At 55.0% G+C, this 14,325-nt stretch carries 15 protein-coding genes; 6 read left to right on the top strand and 9 right to left on the bottom strand.

Features of this window, described 5'->3' with window-relative positions; genetic code table 11:
* Positions 1 to 308 precede the first annotated feature (308 nt).
* The gene (fabA, locus tag ACXAE6_RS12375; RefSeq protein WP_475148379.1) at positions 309 to 830 is read left to right on the top strand and encodes a bifunctional 3-hydroxydecanoyl-ACP dehydratase/trans-2-decenoyl-ACP isomerase; all 522 of its coding nucleotides are present in this window, start codon (positions 309 to 311) and stop codon (positions 828 to 830) included.
* A gap of 3 nt (positions 831 to 833) precedes the next feature.
* Positions 834 to 2,051 (top strand): beta-ketoacyl-ACP synthase I, encoded by a 1,218-nt coding sequence (gene fabB, locus ACXAE6_RS12370; protein ID WP_475148376.1) that lies wholly within the window; start codon positions 834 to 836, stop codon positions 2,049 to 2,051.
* Positions 2,052 to 2,103: 52 nt separating this feature from the next.
* Here the strand turns inward: fabB and ACXAE6_RS12365 are convergent, their stop codons facing one another.
* On the bottom strand, positions 2,104 to 3,015 hold the full coding sequence (locus tag ACXAE6_RS12365) for a LysR family transcriptional regulator (protein ID WP_475148373.1): 912 nt from the start codon (positions 3,013 to 3,015) through the stop codon (positions 2,104 to 2,106).
* Between the two features lie 85 nt (positions 3,016 to 3,100).
* Between ACXAE6_RS12365 and ACXAE6_RS12360 the strand changes: the two genes are divergently transcribed.
* Entirely contained in the window at positions 3,101 to 4,312 is a 1,212-nt protein-coding gene (locus ACXAE6_RS12360) for an MFS transporter (protein WP_475148369.1), read from the top strand.
* An 81-nt stretch (positions 4,313 to 4,393) separates the two neighbouring features.
* Here the strand turns inward: ACXAE6_RS12360 and ahpF are convergent, their stop codons facing one another.
* Both ahpF and ahpC read right to left on the bottom strand, forming a co-directional pair.
* The gene (gene ahpF / locus ACXAE6_RS12355) at positions 4,394 to 5,989 is read right to left on the bottom strand and encodes an alkyl hydroperoxide reductase subunit F (RefSeq protein ID WP_475148367.1); all 1,596 of its coding nucleotides are present in this window, start codon (positions 5,987 to 5,989) and stop codon (positions 4,394 to 4,396) included.
* A gap of 130 nt (positions 5,990 to 6,119) precedes the next feature.
* Positions 6,120 to 6,686 carry an alkyl hydroperoxide reductase subunit C gene (gene ahpC, locus ACXAE6_RS12350; protein ID WP_475148364.1) on the bottom strand — a complete coding sequence of 189 codons (567 nt, stop codon included), beginning with the start codon at positions 6,684 to 6,686 and terminating at the stop codon, positions 6,120 to 6,122.
* Between the two features lie 404 nt (positions 6,687 to 7,090).
* Between ahpC and ACXAE6_RS12345 the strand changes: the two genes are divergently transcribed.
* Both ACXAE6_RS12345 and ACXAE6_RS12340 read left to right on the top strand, forming a co-directional pair.
* Entirely contained in the window at positions 7,091 to 7,519 is a 429-nt protein-coding gene (locus ACXAE6_RS12345) for a cytochrome b562 (RefSeq protein ID WP_475148360.1), read from the top strand.
* Positions 7,520 to 7,531: 12 nt separating this feature from the next.
* Positions 7,532 to 8,188 (top strand): cytochrome b/b6 domain-containing protein, encoded by a 657-nt coding sequence (locus ACXAE6_RS12340; protein WP_475148355.1) that lies wholly within the window; start codon positions 7,532 to 7,534, stop codon positions 8,186 to 8,188.
* 28 nt (positions 8,189 to 8,216) lie between these two features.
* On the opposite strand, the gene ACXAE6_RS12335 is transcribed toward ACXAE6_RS12340, so the two are convergent.
* The 6 genes from ACXAE6_RS12335 to galU all read right to left on the bottom strand — a co-directional run bounded on the left by ACXAE6_RS12335 (position 8,217) and on the right by galU (position 12,325).
* Positions 8,217 to 8,645 carry a GNAT family N-acetyltransferase gene (locus ACXAE6_RS12335; protein ID WP_475148351.1) on the bottom strand — a complete coding sequence of 143 codons (429 nt, stop codon included), beginning with the start codon at positions 8,643 to 8,645 and terminating at the stop codon, positions 8,217 to 8,219.
* Between the two features lie 30 nt (positions 8,646 to 8,675).
* The gene (locus ACXAE6_RS12330; protein ID WP_475148346.1) at positions 8,676 to 9,413 is read right to left on the bottom strand and encodes a hypothetical protein; all 738 of its coding nucleotides are present in this window, start codon (positions 9,411 to 9,413) and stop codon (positions 8,676 to 8,678) included.
* A gap of 59 nt (positions 9,414 to 9,472) precedes the next feature.
* Complete coding sequence (locus ACXAE6_RS12325; protein WP_475148341.1) at positions 9,473 to 9,805, bottom strand: SMR family transporter; 333 nt, start codon at positions 9,803 to 9,805, stop codon at positions 9,473 to 9,475.
* A 37-nt stretch (positions 9,806 to 9,842) separates the two neighbouring features.
* Entirely contained in the window at positions 9,843 to 10,883 is a 1,041-nt protein-coding gene (locus ACXAE6_RS12320; RefSeq protein WP_475148337.1) for a serine hydrolase domain-containing protein, read from the bottom strand.
* Between the two features lie 65 nt (positions 10,884 to 10,948).
* Positions 10,949 to 11,413, bottom strand: a complete 465-nt coding sequence (locus ACXAE6_RS12315; RefSeq protein WP_475148335.1) for a GNAT family N-acetyltransferase — start codon at positions 11,411 to 11,413, stop codon at positions 10,949 to 10,951.
* 63 nt (positions 11,414 to 11,476) lie between these two features.
* Positions 11,477 to 12,325: a UTP--glucose-1-phosphate uridylyltransferase GalU gene (galU, locus tag ACXAE6_RS12310; RefSeq protein ID WP_475148334.1), complete on the bottom strand. Its 849-nt coding sequence runs from the start codon at positions 12,323 to 12,325 to the stop codon at positions 11,477 to 11,479.
* Between the two features lie 253 nt (positions 12,326 to 12,578).
* Between galU and ACXAE6_RS12305 the strand changes: the two genes are divergently transcribed.
* On the top strand, positions 12,579 to 14,324 hold the full coding sequence (locus tag ACXAE6_RS12305) for a sugar phosphorylase (protein WP_475148332.1): 1,746 nt from the start codon (positions 12,579 to 12,581) through the stop codon (positions 14,322 to 14,324).
* The last annotated feature ends 1 nt before the right edge of the window (position 14,325 follow it).

Raw genomic sequence — 14,325 nt, 5'->3', positions numbered from 1 at the left:
TAGGCCAGCGCTATGTTGATCCGCGGCCTTAAGCGGGGTTTCTTGCGTGAATGGGGATATTTACTGAAGTTCGAGGCTTTCATTGGTTCGGCGAATTAGCCCAGTTTTCACTCATTTTTCCGTTTTGTTAACACGGTTAATCAAACGGCATTGTTAAAGCACGATGTGCAGCCATCCCTGATCGCTCTTTGCCTTAACCCCCTATAATCTTGACTCACTTTTTCCACCACGGCATGGAATCGCCCCACCCTTTCAGCTATCGTGCGTGCCACTATCCCTCTTACTTGACGACAGAGAACCCGACTTTTATGACAGATCGCCCCAATTCATTCGACAAAGCGGACCTTATCGAGTGCGGCTATGGGCGCATGTTCGGCCCGGGCAATGCCCAACTGCCCGTCGATAACATGCTGATGATGGATCGCATCCGTTTGATCACTGACACCGGTGGCGACAACGGCAAAGGCGAAATCATTGCTGAACTGGATATCAATCCGGACCTCTGGTTCTTCCAGTGCCACTTCCCGGGTGATCCGGTTATGCCTGGCTGTCTCGGCCTCGATGCCATGTGGCAGTTGGTCGGCTTCTTCCTCGGCTGGCGCGGCAACGAAGGTCGTGGCCGTGCGCTGGGTGTTGGCGAACTGATGTTCAAAGGCCAGATCGAGCCGGACGCCAAACTGGTGACCTACAAACTGACCATCAAGCGCGTCATGGAATCGCGCCTGGTCATGGGCATTGCCGATGGCGTGGTCGAGTGTGATGGCAAACCCATCTACTTTGCCAAAGACTTAAAAGTCGGTCTGTTCAAACCTGAACAGATGGGAGGCTAATCGATGAAACGCGTTGTAGTGACCGGCCTGGGCATCGTTTCATGCCTGGGCAATGATGCCGCCACCGTAGCCGCCAACCTGCGCGCCGGTCGTTCCGGCATCCGTTTTAACCAGACCTATGCGGATATGGGCATGCGCAGCCACGTTTCGGGCACCCCGGAAATCGATCTGGCTGAGCACATCGACCGCAAATCGATCCGCTTTATGGGCGATGCCGCGGGCTTCGCTTATGTGTCCATGCAGCAAGCCATTGCTGATGCTGGCCTGACCGAAGATCAGGTATCGAACATCCGCACTGGCATCATCGCCGGTTCCGGTGGCGCCGATTCCGGTAGCCAGACCGAAGCTGCGGACATTCTGCGTGAAAAAGGCCTCAAGCGAGTTGGCCCTTACCGCGTGACCCAGACCATGGGTTCTACCGTGTCTGCCTGCCTGGCAACGCCGTTCCAGATTAAGGGCGTTAACTACTCCATTTCCTCAGCTTGCTCTACCAGCGCGCATTGCATCGGCAACGCCATGGAGCTGATCCAGCTGGGCAAACAGGACGTGATGTTCGCCGGCGGTGCCGAAGCCGAGCACTGGACCATGAGTTCACTGTTCGACGCCATGGGCGCGCTGTCGACTCAGTACAACGAAACCCCCGAGCGCGCCAGCCGCGCTTACGATGCTGACCGTGATGGCTTTGTCATCGCCGGCGGCGGTGGCATGTTGGTGTTGGAAGAACTGGAACACGCCAAGGCGCGTGGCGCCAAAATCTACGCTGAAATCGTCGGTTACGGCGCCACCAGCGATGGCTACAACATGGTGGCTCCGAGCGGTGAAGGCGCGGTACGTTGCATGCAAATGGCGCTGCAGAACGTCGAAGGCAGCATCGATTACATCAACGCTCACGGTACTTCCACACCGGCCGGTGACGTCACCGAGTTGAATGCAGTACGCACTGTGTTCGGTGAAGAAATGCCGCCGGTGGCATCGACCAAGTCGCTGTCCGGCCACAGCCTGGGCGCCGCTGGCGTACAGGAAGCCATCTACAGCCTGCTGATGATGGAAGGTGATTTCATTGCCGCCAGCGCCAACGTCGACAACCTCGACCCGGAAGCCGGCGACGCCAATGTGGTCACCAAACTGCGCGAAGGCGTGAAGCTGAACCGCATCATGTCGAACAGCTTCGGCTTCGGTGGCACCAACGCCACCCTGGTGATGCAGCGTTACGAAGGCTGATCGACAGCCAACTGAGAAAGGGCCTTCGGGCCCTTTTTTATTGGCCGTCGTTTTAGCCCAACAGCTCGGCTTTGGGCCAAAAGAAATCGATAAAGGCATCCACCTTGGCTTGGCGTTGCCGGACCTGATGGGTGTAGAAATACAAGTCCATCGCCTCGAACCAGTAATCGCGCAACACCGGCACCAGGCGCCCCTCGGCAACGGCAGCCTGCACTTCCGGCAGGTTGGCGCTGGCATTAATAAGACCCAAACCGCTCATACACAATTGCAAATGACCGAGGCTGGCTTTTACCGGTGCCGTCATATAGCAAACCGGTAACAACTCTGTACCAGCGCCGGCGTCGCGGATCACCAGAAAGTTGTTGGGTTCATCGTGCAGTTGGCCAATCAATTGATGCTGGTTCAATTCACGCGGGTGCTGAGGCGTGCCAAAACGCGCCAGATAATCCGGGCTCGCGAACACCCCATAGTCGGCGTTCAGAAGGCGCCGACGAATCAAACCCGGGTAACGGTCACCCAGATAACGCCCCGTCCCCCAAACCACATCGAAGTGTTGCCGGTTTGGATCGATCAATTCATTGGCAATATCGATCTCCAGTTCAATGCGCGGATAGCGTTGCCTGAATTCAGCGACCCAGGGTAAGACGGTGGTGCGCAACGCCATCTCCACACCCATGACCCGCAATACGCCGCTGGGTTCGCTGTGGCGCGATTGCACCCACTCGGCCAACGCATCCTGCTCGCGCAGCAGATGTTCAGCGCGTGCCAGGAAAGCCTGACCAAATTCGGTTAACTGAAGAGAACGGGTACTGCGCTTGAGCAAGGGTTCATCCAGTTCGGCTTCCAACTGACTCAGGTGCTTGCTCAGCGCCATGGTGCTGAGTTCCAGTTGGCGCGCGGCCAGCGTAAAACTGCCCTGGTCAGCCACGGCGACAAAAGAACGCAACCAGTCTATTTTAAACATTTGGTTTATCTAACCTAACGACTACCTGTATTTATTTTACAGTAGCTCAATTCTAAGGTCTGCCGCAGTTTAATGCGGAGCGCTTATGGCCTTAGTTAATCGCCTCAGTTTGCATTACCTCCTGGCGGGAATGTCGCTGGGCGTTTTCGTCGCAGTGCAAACGCTTTTCCTGCAAAACAAAGGCATGGATCTGACTCAGATCGGCCTGCTGTTTGGCGCCTATGCCAGTGCCACAACGCTGCTGGAATTGCCCTTGGGTGCTCTGGCCGATCGTTATGGCCCAGTGCGTATCTATGCGCTGTCACGCCTCTTGACCCTGTTGGCGGCCCTGCTGTGTTTAGTCAGCACAGACTTTGGCTGGCTGTTTGCCGCGCTGGCGTTAGCCGGGATGGGTCGCGCTTTGGATTCCGGCAGCATAGAAGCCTGGCAGGTTGAAGCGCTGGAGCGTGCGCACCTGGGTCAGCGACTCGATGTTTATATCGGTCGCTTTCACAGTTGCACAGCCACAGGGTTGGCCGCCGGCGCCATTCTCGGCGGTTACCTTCCCACCTGGCTTGGACCCTTCTGGTTTGAGCAGCCAGCCACTCAATGGAATCTTCTGCTGCAAGCCGGCCTGACTGCCTTACATCTCTGCCTGCTACCCTGGCTGTTTCACGAAGGCGACTTAGGTTCTGATCATGGCGGCGGTGTGCAACCCCTTCGTCAGGCGCTGGCTCAACTGAGATCAAACCAGACACTGCGTGCCCTGATTTTAGTAGCCTGGATCATCGGCCTGTTGTTGTTCGCTCTGGAAACCTATTGGCAGGCTCGTTTGCGCACTCTGTTCCCGACGGTCAGCTACGCCGTCTTTGGCTGGCTATCGAGTGGCTATTTCTTGGCGGCGGTAGTCGGCCCCTGGGTGCTGACTCGACTGGTGCGTCGTTTCGGTGGCGCCAGCTCTTTTTGGCTTGTCGCGCTGCTCGGCTGGGTGGCGCTGGTATTTGCTGCGCTGGCCTGGCAATCCAGCCTTGTCGGTTTTGCTTCGGCCTATCTGGGATTTATGTTCAGTCTGTCGATGTTGAATGTGCCGCTGGAAACGCTGGTGGCGCGCACGGCCCCCCGCCATTTACGGGCAACCTTGTTCAGTCTGATCAGTCTGGCCGTTCAGGCCGGCGGTCTGGCCGTGGCTTTTGGATTTTCCTGGCTGCTGCCCTGGTTAGGCATCCGCGGGCTATGGTGGAGTCTGGCTGGCTTAGGTGCATTAACGGCGATACTGCTGCCCAGATTAATGAGTTCCAAGATGCGACCAACACAATAAAAACAGGCCTGTTTAGTCCAACAAAAAAGGGTCCAGCACCATCACTGAACCCGGTTTCATCTTATTGCTTACCCGCTCTATTTAAGCGACGGCTTCGACGTCGCTTTTGGCCGCTTCAGCGTCACTGGCCGGTGCCGATTCACGAATCAGATAATCAAAAGCACCCAGCGCAGCGGTGGCACCCGCGCCCATGGAAATGACGATCTGTTTGTAGGGCACGGTGGTCGCATCACCGGCGGCGTAAACGCCCGGAATGGACGTCGCACCGCGACTGTCGATCACCATCTCACCCATGCGGTTCAGTTCGATATCGCTGTCCTGCAACCATTCGGTGTTAGGCACCAGACCGATCTGCACAAAGACACCGGCCAGTTCAATCGACTTGGCTTCGCCGGTTGCTCGATCAGTGTAGTTCAAACCGGTCACTGCCTTGCCGTTGCCGGCAATCTCGGTGGTCTGAGCGTTAGTCAGAATATCAACATTGGGCAGCGATTTGGCTTTGCGTTGCAGCACGTCATCGGCGCGCAAGGTGTCGGCGAATTCCAAGACGGTGACATGCTCGACAATACCGGCCAGGTCGATGGCCGCTTCGATACCGGAGTTACCGCCACCGATCACCGCCACGCGTTTGCCTTTATAAAACGGGCCATCGCAGTGCGGGCAATAAGCCACACCCTTGTTGGTGTATTCGGCTTCGCCGGGCACACCGATTTTACGCCAGCGCGCACCTGGCGCCAGGATCACCGAACGCGAACTCAGGGCCGCGCCACTTTCCAGACCCAGCTTGACCACGCCATCGCGAGTCAGTTCGGCAGCGCGCTGACCGACGATCAAATCGACACCGTACTCTTTAACGTGCTGTTCCAGACTGGCCGTCAGTTTCGGGCCTTCGGTGTAAGGCACAGAAATAAAGTTTTCGATGCCGACGGTATCCATTACCTGGCCACCAAAACGCTCGGCTACCAGGCCAGTCCGAATACCTTTGCGTGCGGCATAAATAGCCGCAGCCGCACCAGCCGGGCCACCGCCGACGACGAGCACGTCGTAGGTGTCGCGTTGGTTCAGCGCTTCAACTTGCTGTTCGGCCGCGCCGGTGTCGACCTTGGCGACGATGTCTTCGAGCGACATCCGACCCTGACCAAAGTGCTCACCGTTCAGATAAACCGACGGCACCGCCATGATTTCTTTGGCTTCCACTTCGTCCTGGAACACACCGCCATCGATCATTTCGTGGCTGATGTTCGGGTTCAGTTTCGCCATCAGGTTTAACGCCTGAACCACATCCGGGCAGTTCTGGCACGACAACGAAATATAGGTTTCAAAATGCAACGGACCAGGGATCGCTTTGATCTGGTCCTGCAGGCTCTGATCGGCTTTCGAGGGGTGACCACCGGCTTGCAGCAAGGCCAATACCAGAGAGGTAAATTCGTGGCCCATGGGCACACCGGCGAAGCTCACGCGCGGCGTTTCACCGACCGGCGCTATGGCCATGCTCGGAGTACGCTGGCCCTGAAAAGAGCCCAGACTAATTTTGTCACTCAGTTCGATAATTTCATTCGCCAGCTCGCTCAGTTCACGACCTTTGGCGGAATCATCACTGGACACACTGACCTCGATGGGCGTGACAATATTTTGCAAATAGGTGTCCAGTTGCTGTTTCAGATTGGCATCCAACATCGGTTTGTCCTTAATCGTGTGTCCAAAGCAGTCCCGCTTGATTGACCCAGCCAGACTGCGGAATTTATAAAAAGCCCTCCCGCAGGAGGGCCTGTTTTTGTCGTTTAAACCGTTCTTAGATTTTGCCGACTTAGATTTTGCCGACTAAGTCCAGTGACGGAGACAGAGTTTCTTCACCTTCTTTCCACTTGGCCGGGCACACTTCACCCGGGTGAGCGGCGATGTATTGAGCGGCTTTGATTTTGCGCAGCAGTTCGCTGGCATCACGGCCAATACCACCGTCGGTGATTTCAACAATCTTGATACGACCTTCCGGATCAATCACGAAGGTACCGCGATCGGCCAGGCCATCTTCTTCAATCATCACACCGAAGTTGCGGGTGATGGTGCCGGTCGGGTCGCCCAGCATCGGGTATTCAATTTTGCCAATGGTGTCGGACGTTTCGTGCCAGGCTTTGTGCGTGAAGTGGGTGTCAGTAGAAACCGAGTAGATTTCCACACCCATTTTTTTGAACTCTGCATAGTTATCCGCCAGGTCGCCCAACTCGGTCGGGCAAACAAAGGTGAAGTCGGCCGGATAAAAGAAGAACACTGCCCACTTGCCTTTGATGTCGTCACTGCTGACATCAACAAATTCGCCGTTGTGGAAAGCAGTGGCTTTAAACGGCTTCAGTTCAGAATCGATATAGCGAGACATAAGATGCTCCTTTAATCTTTTAGGGTCATGAGTGAATAAGCTAGGGCGGAACGCTGTCCGCCTTCGACATGACTCATAGTAGGGAGCGGAGGCGTTAGATTAAACGAATGTGTAGCAATGGCATCGATAGCCGGTAGCAATCGAAGTTTTATTTATGATTAACCTATTAAATCTATTACTCCTACCTATGAACACCGATCCAAAACGCGCCAACCTCGAACATAGAGCGTTCCATGGCGGTGCCTGCGCTCTTTAACGCACCGTGCTGAAACAAAACTCTGACCGCAAAACGGGCCTAAACACGAACTTTACACTCCCTCCACTTTGGCTCCATCCTGACGCCGGAATGGGTTTAGTATCATGGCCGGGTTTTAACCCTTCCAAACCGTGATAAGGAACCCACCATGACTTTCAATCTCAAACGTTTCCTGGCCGCAACCGCTATCAGTTTTGGCCTGGCTGCAACGGCCTACGCAGAAAGCTGTGACGAAACTGCGCTCTACGCCAACATGGAAACCATGGCCGACAACATGCGTCCGCTGGTCAGCGCCATTCGCAGCAACAATATTGAAGAAGCCCAATCACGGTTGGCGACCTTGCGCACTGCCGCAGCAGATGCCGCTGATGAAACCCCCTACTCGCTGGCCGATGGTGGCGACAGCGCTGACATCGAAGCCTTCCAGAACGCCATGAACGATGTGGTTGCCCGTCTCGATCAAGTCTCAGCTGCTTTGGGTGCGGGTGACACCGGCGCCGCTGCCAGCCACTTGCAGGCCATTGGCGATATGCGCAAAGACGGTCACCGCCAGTTCAAAGATCGCAGCTGCGACTAACGGACCTTCGCAATGACGATGCAAACCAAAGTCTGGGATTTGCCGGTTCGGCTGGTGCACTGGGGTCTGGTGATTTGCCTGATCGTGCTGTTTGTCAGCGTCAATGTCGGCAATATGCAAGTGCATTTTTACGCTGGTTACGCGCTGTCGGCCTTGCTGGTGTTTCGACTGATCTGGGCGTTGGTGGGTACAACCTATGCGCGCTGGTCGAGTTGGAATCTGTCACCCAAAGCCATAGGTCGGCATTTGGGTGAATTGGCGCGCGGTCGCGCCGACGCTGAATTAGGTCACAACCCGGCCGGCGCGGCCATGGTGGTTTTACTGCTGTTGGTGCTAACCCTTCAGGTCGTCAGTGGCTTGTTCTACACCGATGATGTGTTCTGGTATGGCCCGTTCAATCTGGCTGCGCCTTACTGGACGGTCGACCTGGCAGCCTGGTTCCACCCTCGCCTGCCGGCGTTAATTCTGATGCTGGTGGCGACTCACATTCTGGCGGTTTTATACCACCGACTGCGTTTCAAAGAACCGCTGATAGAAGCCATGATTCATGGCCGTAAACCCGCTATGGATGGCGCCAGCGATCGCAGCGACATCAACCGTTACTGGTTGCTGTTCAGTTTAATCGCTGCCTTGCTGTGGTTGGGTTGGTTATTGACCTGGCCAATCTGACAACAGGAACTCTGGAACGCGCTGCGTTCTAGAGTTCTGTTATCGCAAAATGATGGCTGTTGATCACAAAGCCATGGCGGAAATAAAACCGATGGGCGGCGAAGCGTTGTACGCCGCTGTCGAGATGCAATTGTTCACAGCCCTGTTCGCGGGCGTAATCCGCTAACCACTCAATCATCAAACCACCAGCACCGCTAGAACGCTGCTGTTCGTCGGTCACCAAATCATCGACGTACAGATGTTTACCCCAAGCCAGTTTACGCTGAATCACAAAGCCAGCGACACACAACACCGCTTCGTTTTCATCCACCACCATCGCCAGATGATAGCCCTCTTCGTCCATTTGCTGACGTGCCTGGCGCACTAAAGATTCGGTATCAAAGTGCGGACGCAATTGGCACATCACCGGCGCCAGTTGCTGCAAGTCGTTATCGCTTTGTGCCAATACCACACGCATGGGTTGCCTCTGTTCAGCGGTGAAACAAGATTAAGGTTCGAATTTGAAATGACGGCTGCGACTTTGAATGCCCTCAATCGACCCACCCTTACCAAAGCGTGTATCTAATTGGCCGCTCTGGCGACTTTGCAAGGTGGCGGTCACATCACAGACATCGTAAAAGTAAGGCTGGTTAAAAGCAGACATTAGCCCGTCTAGATCCAGGTAGTGGTGTCCATCATCGGTGATGTTTGTAACAGAGCTGCGAAACGATTTCTGATTCGCATAGTTGCTGCATTCCAAGCTCACCTTTAGACGCAACTGACCTCCGTGAGTGACCTCCCACTCAAGATCGACGCCATCATCCTCAATGAGTACATCACTTGCGGGGTGAGTGATTTCGAACGGTTCCGGCAGATAGGTCCAGGAATGCGTCGATGAATCGACGGTGCGTTCAAAGTCGACCGCGTAACGCCGGTTAACACTGTCGCCATTCAACGTAGTGCCATAGCTTAAAAAACCGTTGTATCGTTTCGACAGCTGCTGGATTTGCACGCCGTTACTTGCCAGAAGGCGATCATCGCCCTGCAATTCAATACGCGCCGAATTTAAACTGTCGCCCGCCGCCAGCGCAGCAACGACCTCAGTGGTGCCATTGCCACGTGAAATCACATCGATGTACGCCGACATCCCCGAGGTCAGAACACTCTCCGAATCCGCTACGGTACAGGCAGCAACTGCCAACACCGTCGATACCAACACCAGTCGCTTGGGGGTTATTACTGCCATCTCAGCCGTCCCTTCGTTGCGTTACGGTTGCGTTATCCTTGCCTTTTTTGACCACGCCCCTAGTGCGGCACAGCCCGTGAAAACAGATTCAACACCAGCACACCACTGAGGATCAGCGCCATACCCAATAGTGCCGGCCAATCCAGTTTCTGATCAAACATCCACCAGGAAACCAGAGTAATTAATACAATGCCACCACCGGCCCAGATGGCGTAAGCGATGCCAACGGGTATCACTTTCAGGGTTTGCGCCAATAAATAAAATGCCAGCGCGTAGCTGATGACCACTATCACTGAGGGCCACAACCGACTGAAATTATCGCTGGCTTTGAGAGCAGTCGTGCCCACGACTTCGGCGGTGATCGCGACCGCCAGAATCAACCACGCTTTCATGACAAGGCCTCTTAACATCGACAAAAGACAGCGCAGTTTACTCAACTTGCTGAGCGGCAACCATCAAACCGGAATCAATAGCGGCCAGGCGTTGCTCTGCCAGCGGCACAATTTCGCGCTCTACCAGGCGATGCAACTGACCACGATAACCGCTGCGACCGGCTGGCGTATCGGGGTTGGAGGTGATGGCGATGGTCAGTTCCAGTTGCGGCAATACATAGACCATCTGCCCGCCGTAACCCCAGCCGTAATAGCCGTCGTAACCGTCAAAGTCACGCAGGAACCAGCCGTAACCATAGCCATCGCCGGTGTAGCGCGAGCGGGTATAAGGCTGCCAGCTGGCGTCAATCCACTGCGCCGATACGACCTGAGTACCATCGGCGGTGCGGCCACCGCGGCGATAGAGTTCACCAAAGGCGAGCAATGACGACGGCGTCATACTGACCTGATTACCACCCAGTGGAATGCCTTGCGGATCGCGCAACCAACTGACCACCCGAATGTCGGCCGGCGCCAACCATTCGTTGGCCAGTTCATCGGTCGGACGACCGGTTTCACGAGTGAGAATGGCCGACAATAAATGCGTACTGCCGGTGGAATATTGCATGCGACCACCCGGCTCGGCATCGAACGGACGCGCCAGAGCGTTTTGCACCCAGTTCCTACTGCTGACCCAGTTACCATAGTTGCGGCCAGAGGTGCGCTCCAATCCCGCCTGCATCGATAGCAGATGTCCGATGGTAATCTGCTGCAAACGCGGATCCGGATCGGCTGGCAATTGATCACTCAATAACGGCGCAACGAGCTGATCAGTACTGTCGAGCACACCGCGTTCAATAGCGATGCCCACCAGCGCTGACATTAACGACTTGGACGCCGACTTAATATTGGCAGGCTGATCGAGCCGGGCACCATTAAAACTTTCCGCCAGAATCAGTTCGCCTGACTGAGCAACTTGCAGCGTATAAATATTATTAAAACGAGCGGCAGCGGTATAAATGGATTCGGTAGGAGACTCCGCCAGAACCGGCGTTAACAAACCTAAGGATAAACAACTGATCACCAGACGTCGCAACATGGCAGCATACTCCAGACCAACAGCAAAGCTGACAGACTAGCAGAGCATGCCGCCAATCGACGGCACTAGAATGTCAAGGTCATGAAAACCGAATGCGGATCCGGCTGGTAATCGGCGAACGGATCGGTGTATTTAAAACCCACAGCTTCGTACATCCGTCGCGCCGGCAAAAAGGCGTCCATCGAACCGGTTTCCAGACTGATGCGTTGCATGCCTTTAGTGCGCGCCTGACCCAGAGCGTGCTGCAACAAAGCACGCGCCACGCCCTGGCGTAAAAAGCGCGGATCGGTACGCATGGACTTCAATTCGCCATGCGTTTCATCCAGTGCTTTCAACGCCGCACAACCAAGCAACAGATCGTCGCGCCAGGCCGTCCAAAACTGAATATTCGGTTGTTTCAGTGCACTCAAATCGAGTGCATGCACGCTTTCCGGCGGTGAGTGTTCGGCCATGCCCGCCAGATGCGCAGCCAGGAGTTCAACAACGGCCGGATGCTCCAGACCGCCATCGCGAATCTCAATATCAGACATAGAAGTGTTCCGAAAAGTACGTCAAACAAAGCCCGGGTCAGAACGACCCGGGCTGAGGTTTGATCAGGTCAACAGACCTTTTTTGTAGAGGTTTTCGTAGCAGTAGTTGGTGGCTTCGACAAAGCCTTCAACCGAACCGCAGTCAAAGCGTTTGCCTTTCAGGCGATAGGCCATGACCACCCCATCCTGGGCTTGGGTCATCAAGGCATCGGTCAACTGAATTTCGTCGTTCTTACCCGGCGGCGTATTGCGCAGAATTTCAAAAATGTCGGGCGTCAGAATATAACGACCGATGACCGCCAGATTGGAAGGTGCATCTTCCTTCTTGGGTTTTTCCACCATGCTTTTCACGCGGTAGAGACCGTCTTTCATTTCTTCGCCGTCAATCACACCGTATTTGTGGATCTCATCTTCGGGTACTTCCATCACCGCAACGATGCTGCAACGGAATTGATTGAAGACTTTGACCATCTGCGCCAGGACATTTTCCGAGGTTTCTTCAGGCTCGGGCAAACAGAGGTCGTCAGCCAGGATGACACCGAAAGGTTCGTTGCCGATCAGGGTTTCGCCGCAGAGAATGGCATGACCCAGACCTTTCATTTCTTTTTGTCGCGTGAACGAGAAGATGCCCTCATCCATCACATGACGAATCGATTTGAGAAACGCTTCCTTGTTGGAACCATTGATCTGGTGTTCCAGCTCATAGGAAATATCAAAATGGTCGGCAATGGCGCGTTTGCCTCGACCAGTCACAAAGCCGATTTCGTTCAAGCCTGCTTCGATGGCCTCTTCAACCCCATATTGCACCAGGGGTTTATTGACGATCGGCAGCATTTCCTTGGGCAGCGCCTTGGTTGCCGGCAGAAAACGCGTTCCGTAGCCGCCAACGGGGAACATACATTTGCGAATCATTTCCTATCCTCTATTTCTGCTTTGTCTTCAGTTCTAAGCAATTAACTGACCACCCGCAATTGTGGCGCGTTGTTTGCCATATAACGCTATAGCTGGGGTCAGCTGTACAGCCCTGCACCGCTTTGGCGCGCCAATGGCGGTCTGGGGTTGGCACTGTCCTTACACTAACATCGTTGCACCAACATGAAGCATGGCACCAGGATGGTGCGTTACTTCAATTGTCATCATCATACATCAGGTTAGGGAGACTAACATGACAGAAGCCGAGGCCCGTCTGGCGGCTTTTCGAGAATCAGCCGAGCAGCGCCTGACGTTGCTCTACGGTGCAGAACGCGCCCCGGCGGTGACCGATCAATTGATGGGTTTATTGAATCGTTATCAGAGCGCTATTTACCATCACACCCGCAGCGCAAACTGGGATGAAACCGACAATCTGCTGATTACCTACGGCGATGCCATTCGCAATCGCGATGAACCGGGTCTGTTACAGTTGGAACGCTTTCTGGAAGCCTTCTACCCCAGCCTGATCAGCAACATTCACCTGCTGCCCTTCTATCCCTACAGCTCTGACGACGGCTTCTCGGTCATCGACTTTAAACAGGTGCGCGACACCGTCGGCCAATGGGATCATATCGATGCCTTAGCGCGCCGTTTCGGCATTATGTTCGATCTGGTTTTGAACCACTGCTCGCGTGAGAATCTCTGGTTTATCGAATACATTCAAAACCAGGAGCCGGGCTGCAATTACTTTATCGATCTCGACCCCGCTACCGACGTTTCCATGGTCACCCGACCGCGTTCTTCGCCACTGGCCGCGCCCATCAATACGCACCGGGGCACCCGTCATGTCTGGGCGACCTTCAGTGAAGACCAGATCGACCTGAATTATGAAAACCCCGACGTGCTGTTGGCGATGATGGATGTGTTTTTGTTCTATCTGTCAAAAGGTGCACGCCTGGTCCGGCTCGATGCGGTGGCGTTTTTATGGAAGCGATTGGGCACCTCCTGCATTCATTTGCCGGAAACCCATGAGATCGTCAAACTGATGCGCGACATCGTCGATGCCGTTGCGCCCTGGGTCATATTGGTCACCGAAACCAATGTGCCGCACGAGGAAAACCTGTCCTATTTCGGCGAGGGCGATGAAGCCTCGATGGTCTATCAATTTGCGCTGCCGCCGCTGGTGCTCTATACCCTGAACCGCGGTAACGCCGACCTGCTGACCAACTGGGCAATGACGCTGGCACCGCCGCCGCCGCACTGCACCTATCTGAATTTCACCGCCAGCCACGACGGCATCGGCCTGCGCGCGCTCGAAGGCATTTTGCCGGCCTATGAAATTCAAAGTCTGCTCGACTGCATGCACCAGTTCGGCGGCTACGTCAGCATGAAGGCCAACCCCAACGGCAAAGACAGTCCTTACGAGATCAACATCAGTTATTTCGACGCGCTCAAAGGCACCCGCACCGGTGCCGACCAGTGGCAGGTGGAACGTTTTCTGTGTTCGCAAACTTTGATGATGAGTCTGCAGGGCATTCCCGGTTTTTATTTGCAGAGTTTGATCGGTTCACCCAACGACTTGGCCGGCGTTGAACGCACCGGGCGCTTGCGCTCAATCAATCGCAAAACCTGGCAATGGAATGAACTGAATGAGGTGATGACCGACGAGCGCCATCCGTCCTATATCGTCAGCCAGGAACTGGCGCGGCGCATTAAATTGCGGGGTGAGCAGCCAGCGTTTCATCCCGAGGCTCGCCAGCGTGTGGTGGATCTGGATTCGGCGTTTTTTATTCTGCGTCGCGATGCGGACGACAGTCGCGTCTACGGCGTTTTCAACGTCACCGCCGTGCCGCGCACCCTGGACCTGACTCGACTGCTGCCATCGCAGGAAGCCTGGACCTACTTCGATCTGATCAGCGAACAGCATGTCGCCGCCAATGAGGAACTGGCGCTGGCGCCCTATCAGGTGGTTTGGCTGGTACCGGTAAGAAACAGTTAAC

This window comes from Saccharospirillum sp. ABV4_185 (genome assembly GCF_056159245.1).
This window is presented reverse-complemented; position numbering and strand designations above follow the sequence as displayed.

Bases quoted from the DNA above. Each gene is read 5' to 3' on its own strand.
- ACXAE6_RS12305 (WP_475148332.1), top strand. From the start codon at position 12,579: ATGACAGAAGCCGAGGCCCGTCTGGCGGCTTTTCGAGAATCAGCCGAG.
- fabA (WP_475148379.1), top strand. From the start codon at position 309: ATGACAGATCGCCCCAATTCATTCGACAAAGCGGACCTTATCGAGTGC.
- galU (WP_475148334.1), bottom strand. From the start codon at position 12,325: ATGATTCGCAAATGTATGTTCCCCGTTGGCGGCTACGGAACGCGTTTT.
- ACXAE6_RS12360 (WP_475148369.1), top strand. From the start codon at position 3,101: ATGGCCTTAGTTAATCGCCTCAGTTTGCATTACCTCCTGGCGGGAATG.
- ahpC (WP_475148364.1), bottom strand. From the start codon at position 6,686: ATGTCTCGCTATATCGATTCTGAACTGAAGCCGTTTAAAGCCACTGCT.
- fabB (WP_475148376.1), top strand. From the start codon at position 834: ATGAAACGCGTTGTAGTGACCGGCCTGGGCATCGTTTCATGCCTGGGC.
- ACXAE6_RS12335 (WP_475148351.1), bottom strand. From the start codon at position 8,645: ATGCGTGTGGTATTGGCACAAAGCGATAACGACTTGCAGCAACTGGCG.
- ACXAE6_RS12345 (WP_475148360.1), top strand. From the start codon at position 7,091: ATGACTTTCAATCTCAAACGTTTCCTGGCCGCAACCGCTATCAGTTTT.
- ahpF (WP_475148367.1), bottom strand. From the start codon at position 5,989: ATGTTGGATGCCAATCTGAAACAGCAACTGGACACCTATTTGCAAAAT.
- ACXAE6_RS12330 (WP_475148346.1), bottom strand. From the start codon at position 9,413: ATGGCAGTAATAACCCCCAAGCGACTGGTGTTGGTATCGACGGTGTTG.
- ACXAE6_RS12315 (WP_475148335.1), bottom strand. From the start codon at position 11,413: ATGTCTGATATTGAGATTCGCGATGGCGGTCTGGAGCATCCGGCCGTT.
- ACXAE6_RS12365 (WP_475148373.1), bottom strand. From the start codon at position 3,015: ATGTTTAAAATAGACTGGTTGCGTTCTTTTGTCGCCGTGGCTGACCAG.
- ACXAE6_RS12340 (WP_475148355.1), top strand. From the start codon at position 7,532: ATGACGATGCAAACCAAAGTCTGGGATTTGCCGGTTCGGCTGGTGCAC.
- ACXAE6_RS12320 (WP_475148337.1), bottom strand. From the start codon at position 10,883: ATGTTGCGACGTCTGGTGATCAGTTGTTTATCCTTAGGTTTGTTAACG.
- ACXAE6_RS12325 (WP_475148341.1), bottom strand. From the start codon at position 9,805: ATGAAAGCGTGGTTGATTCTGGCGGTCGCGATCACCGCCGAAGTCGTG.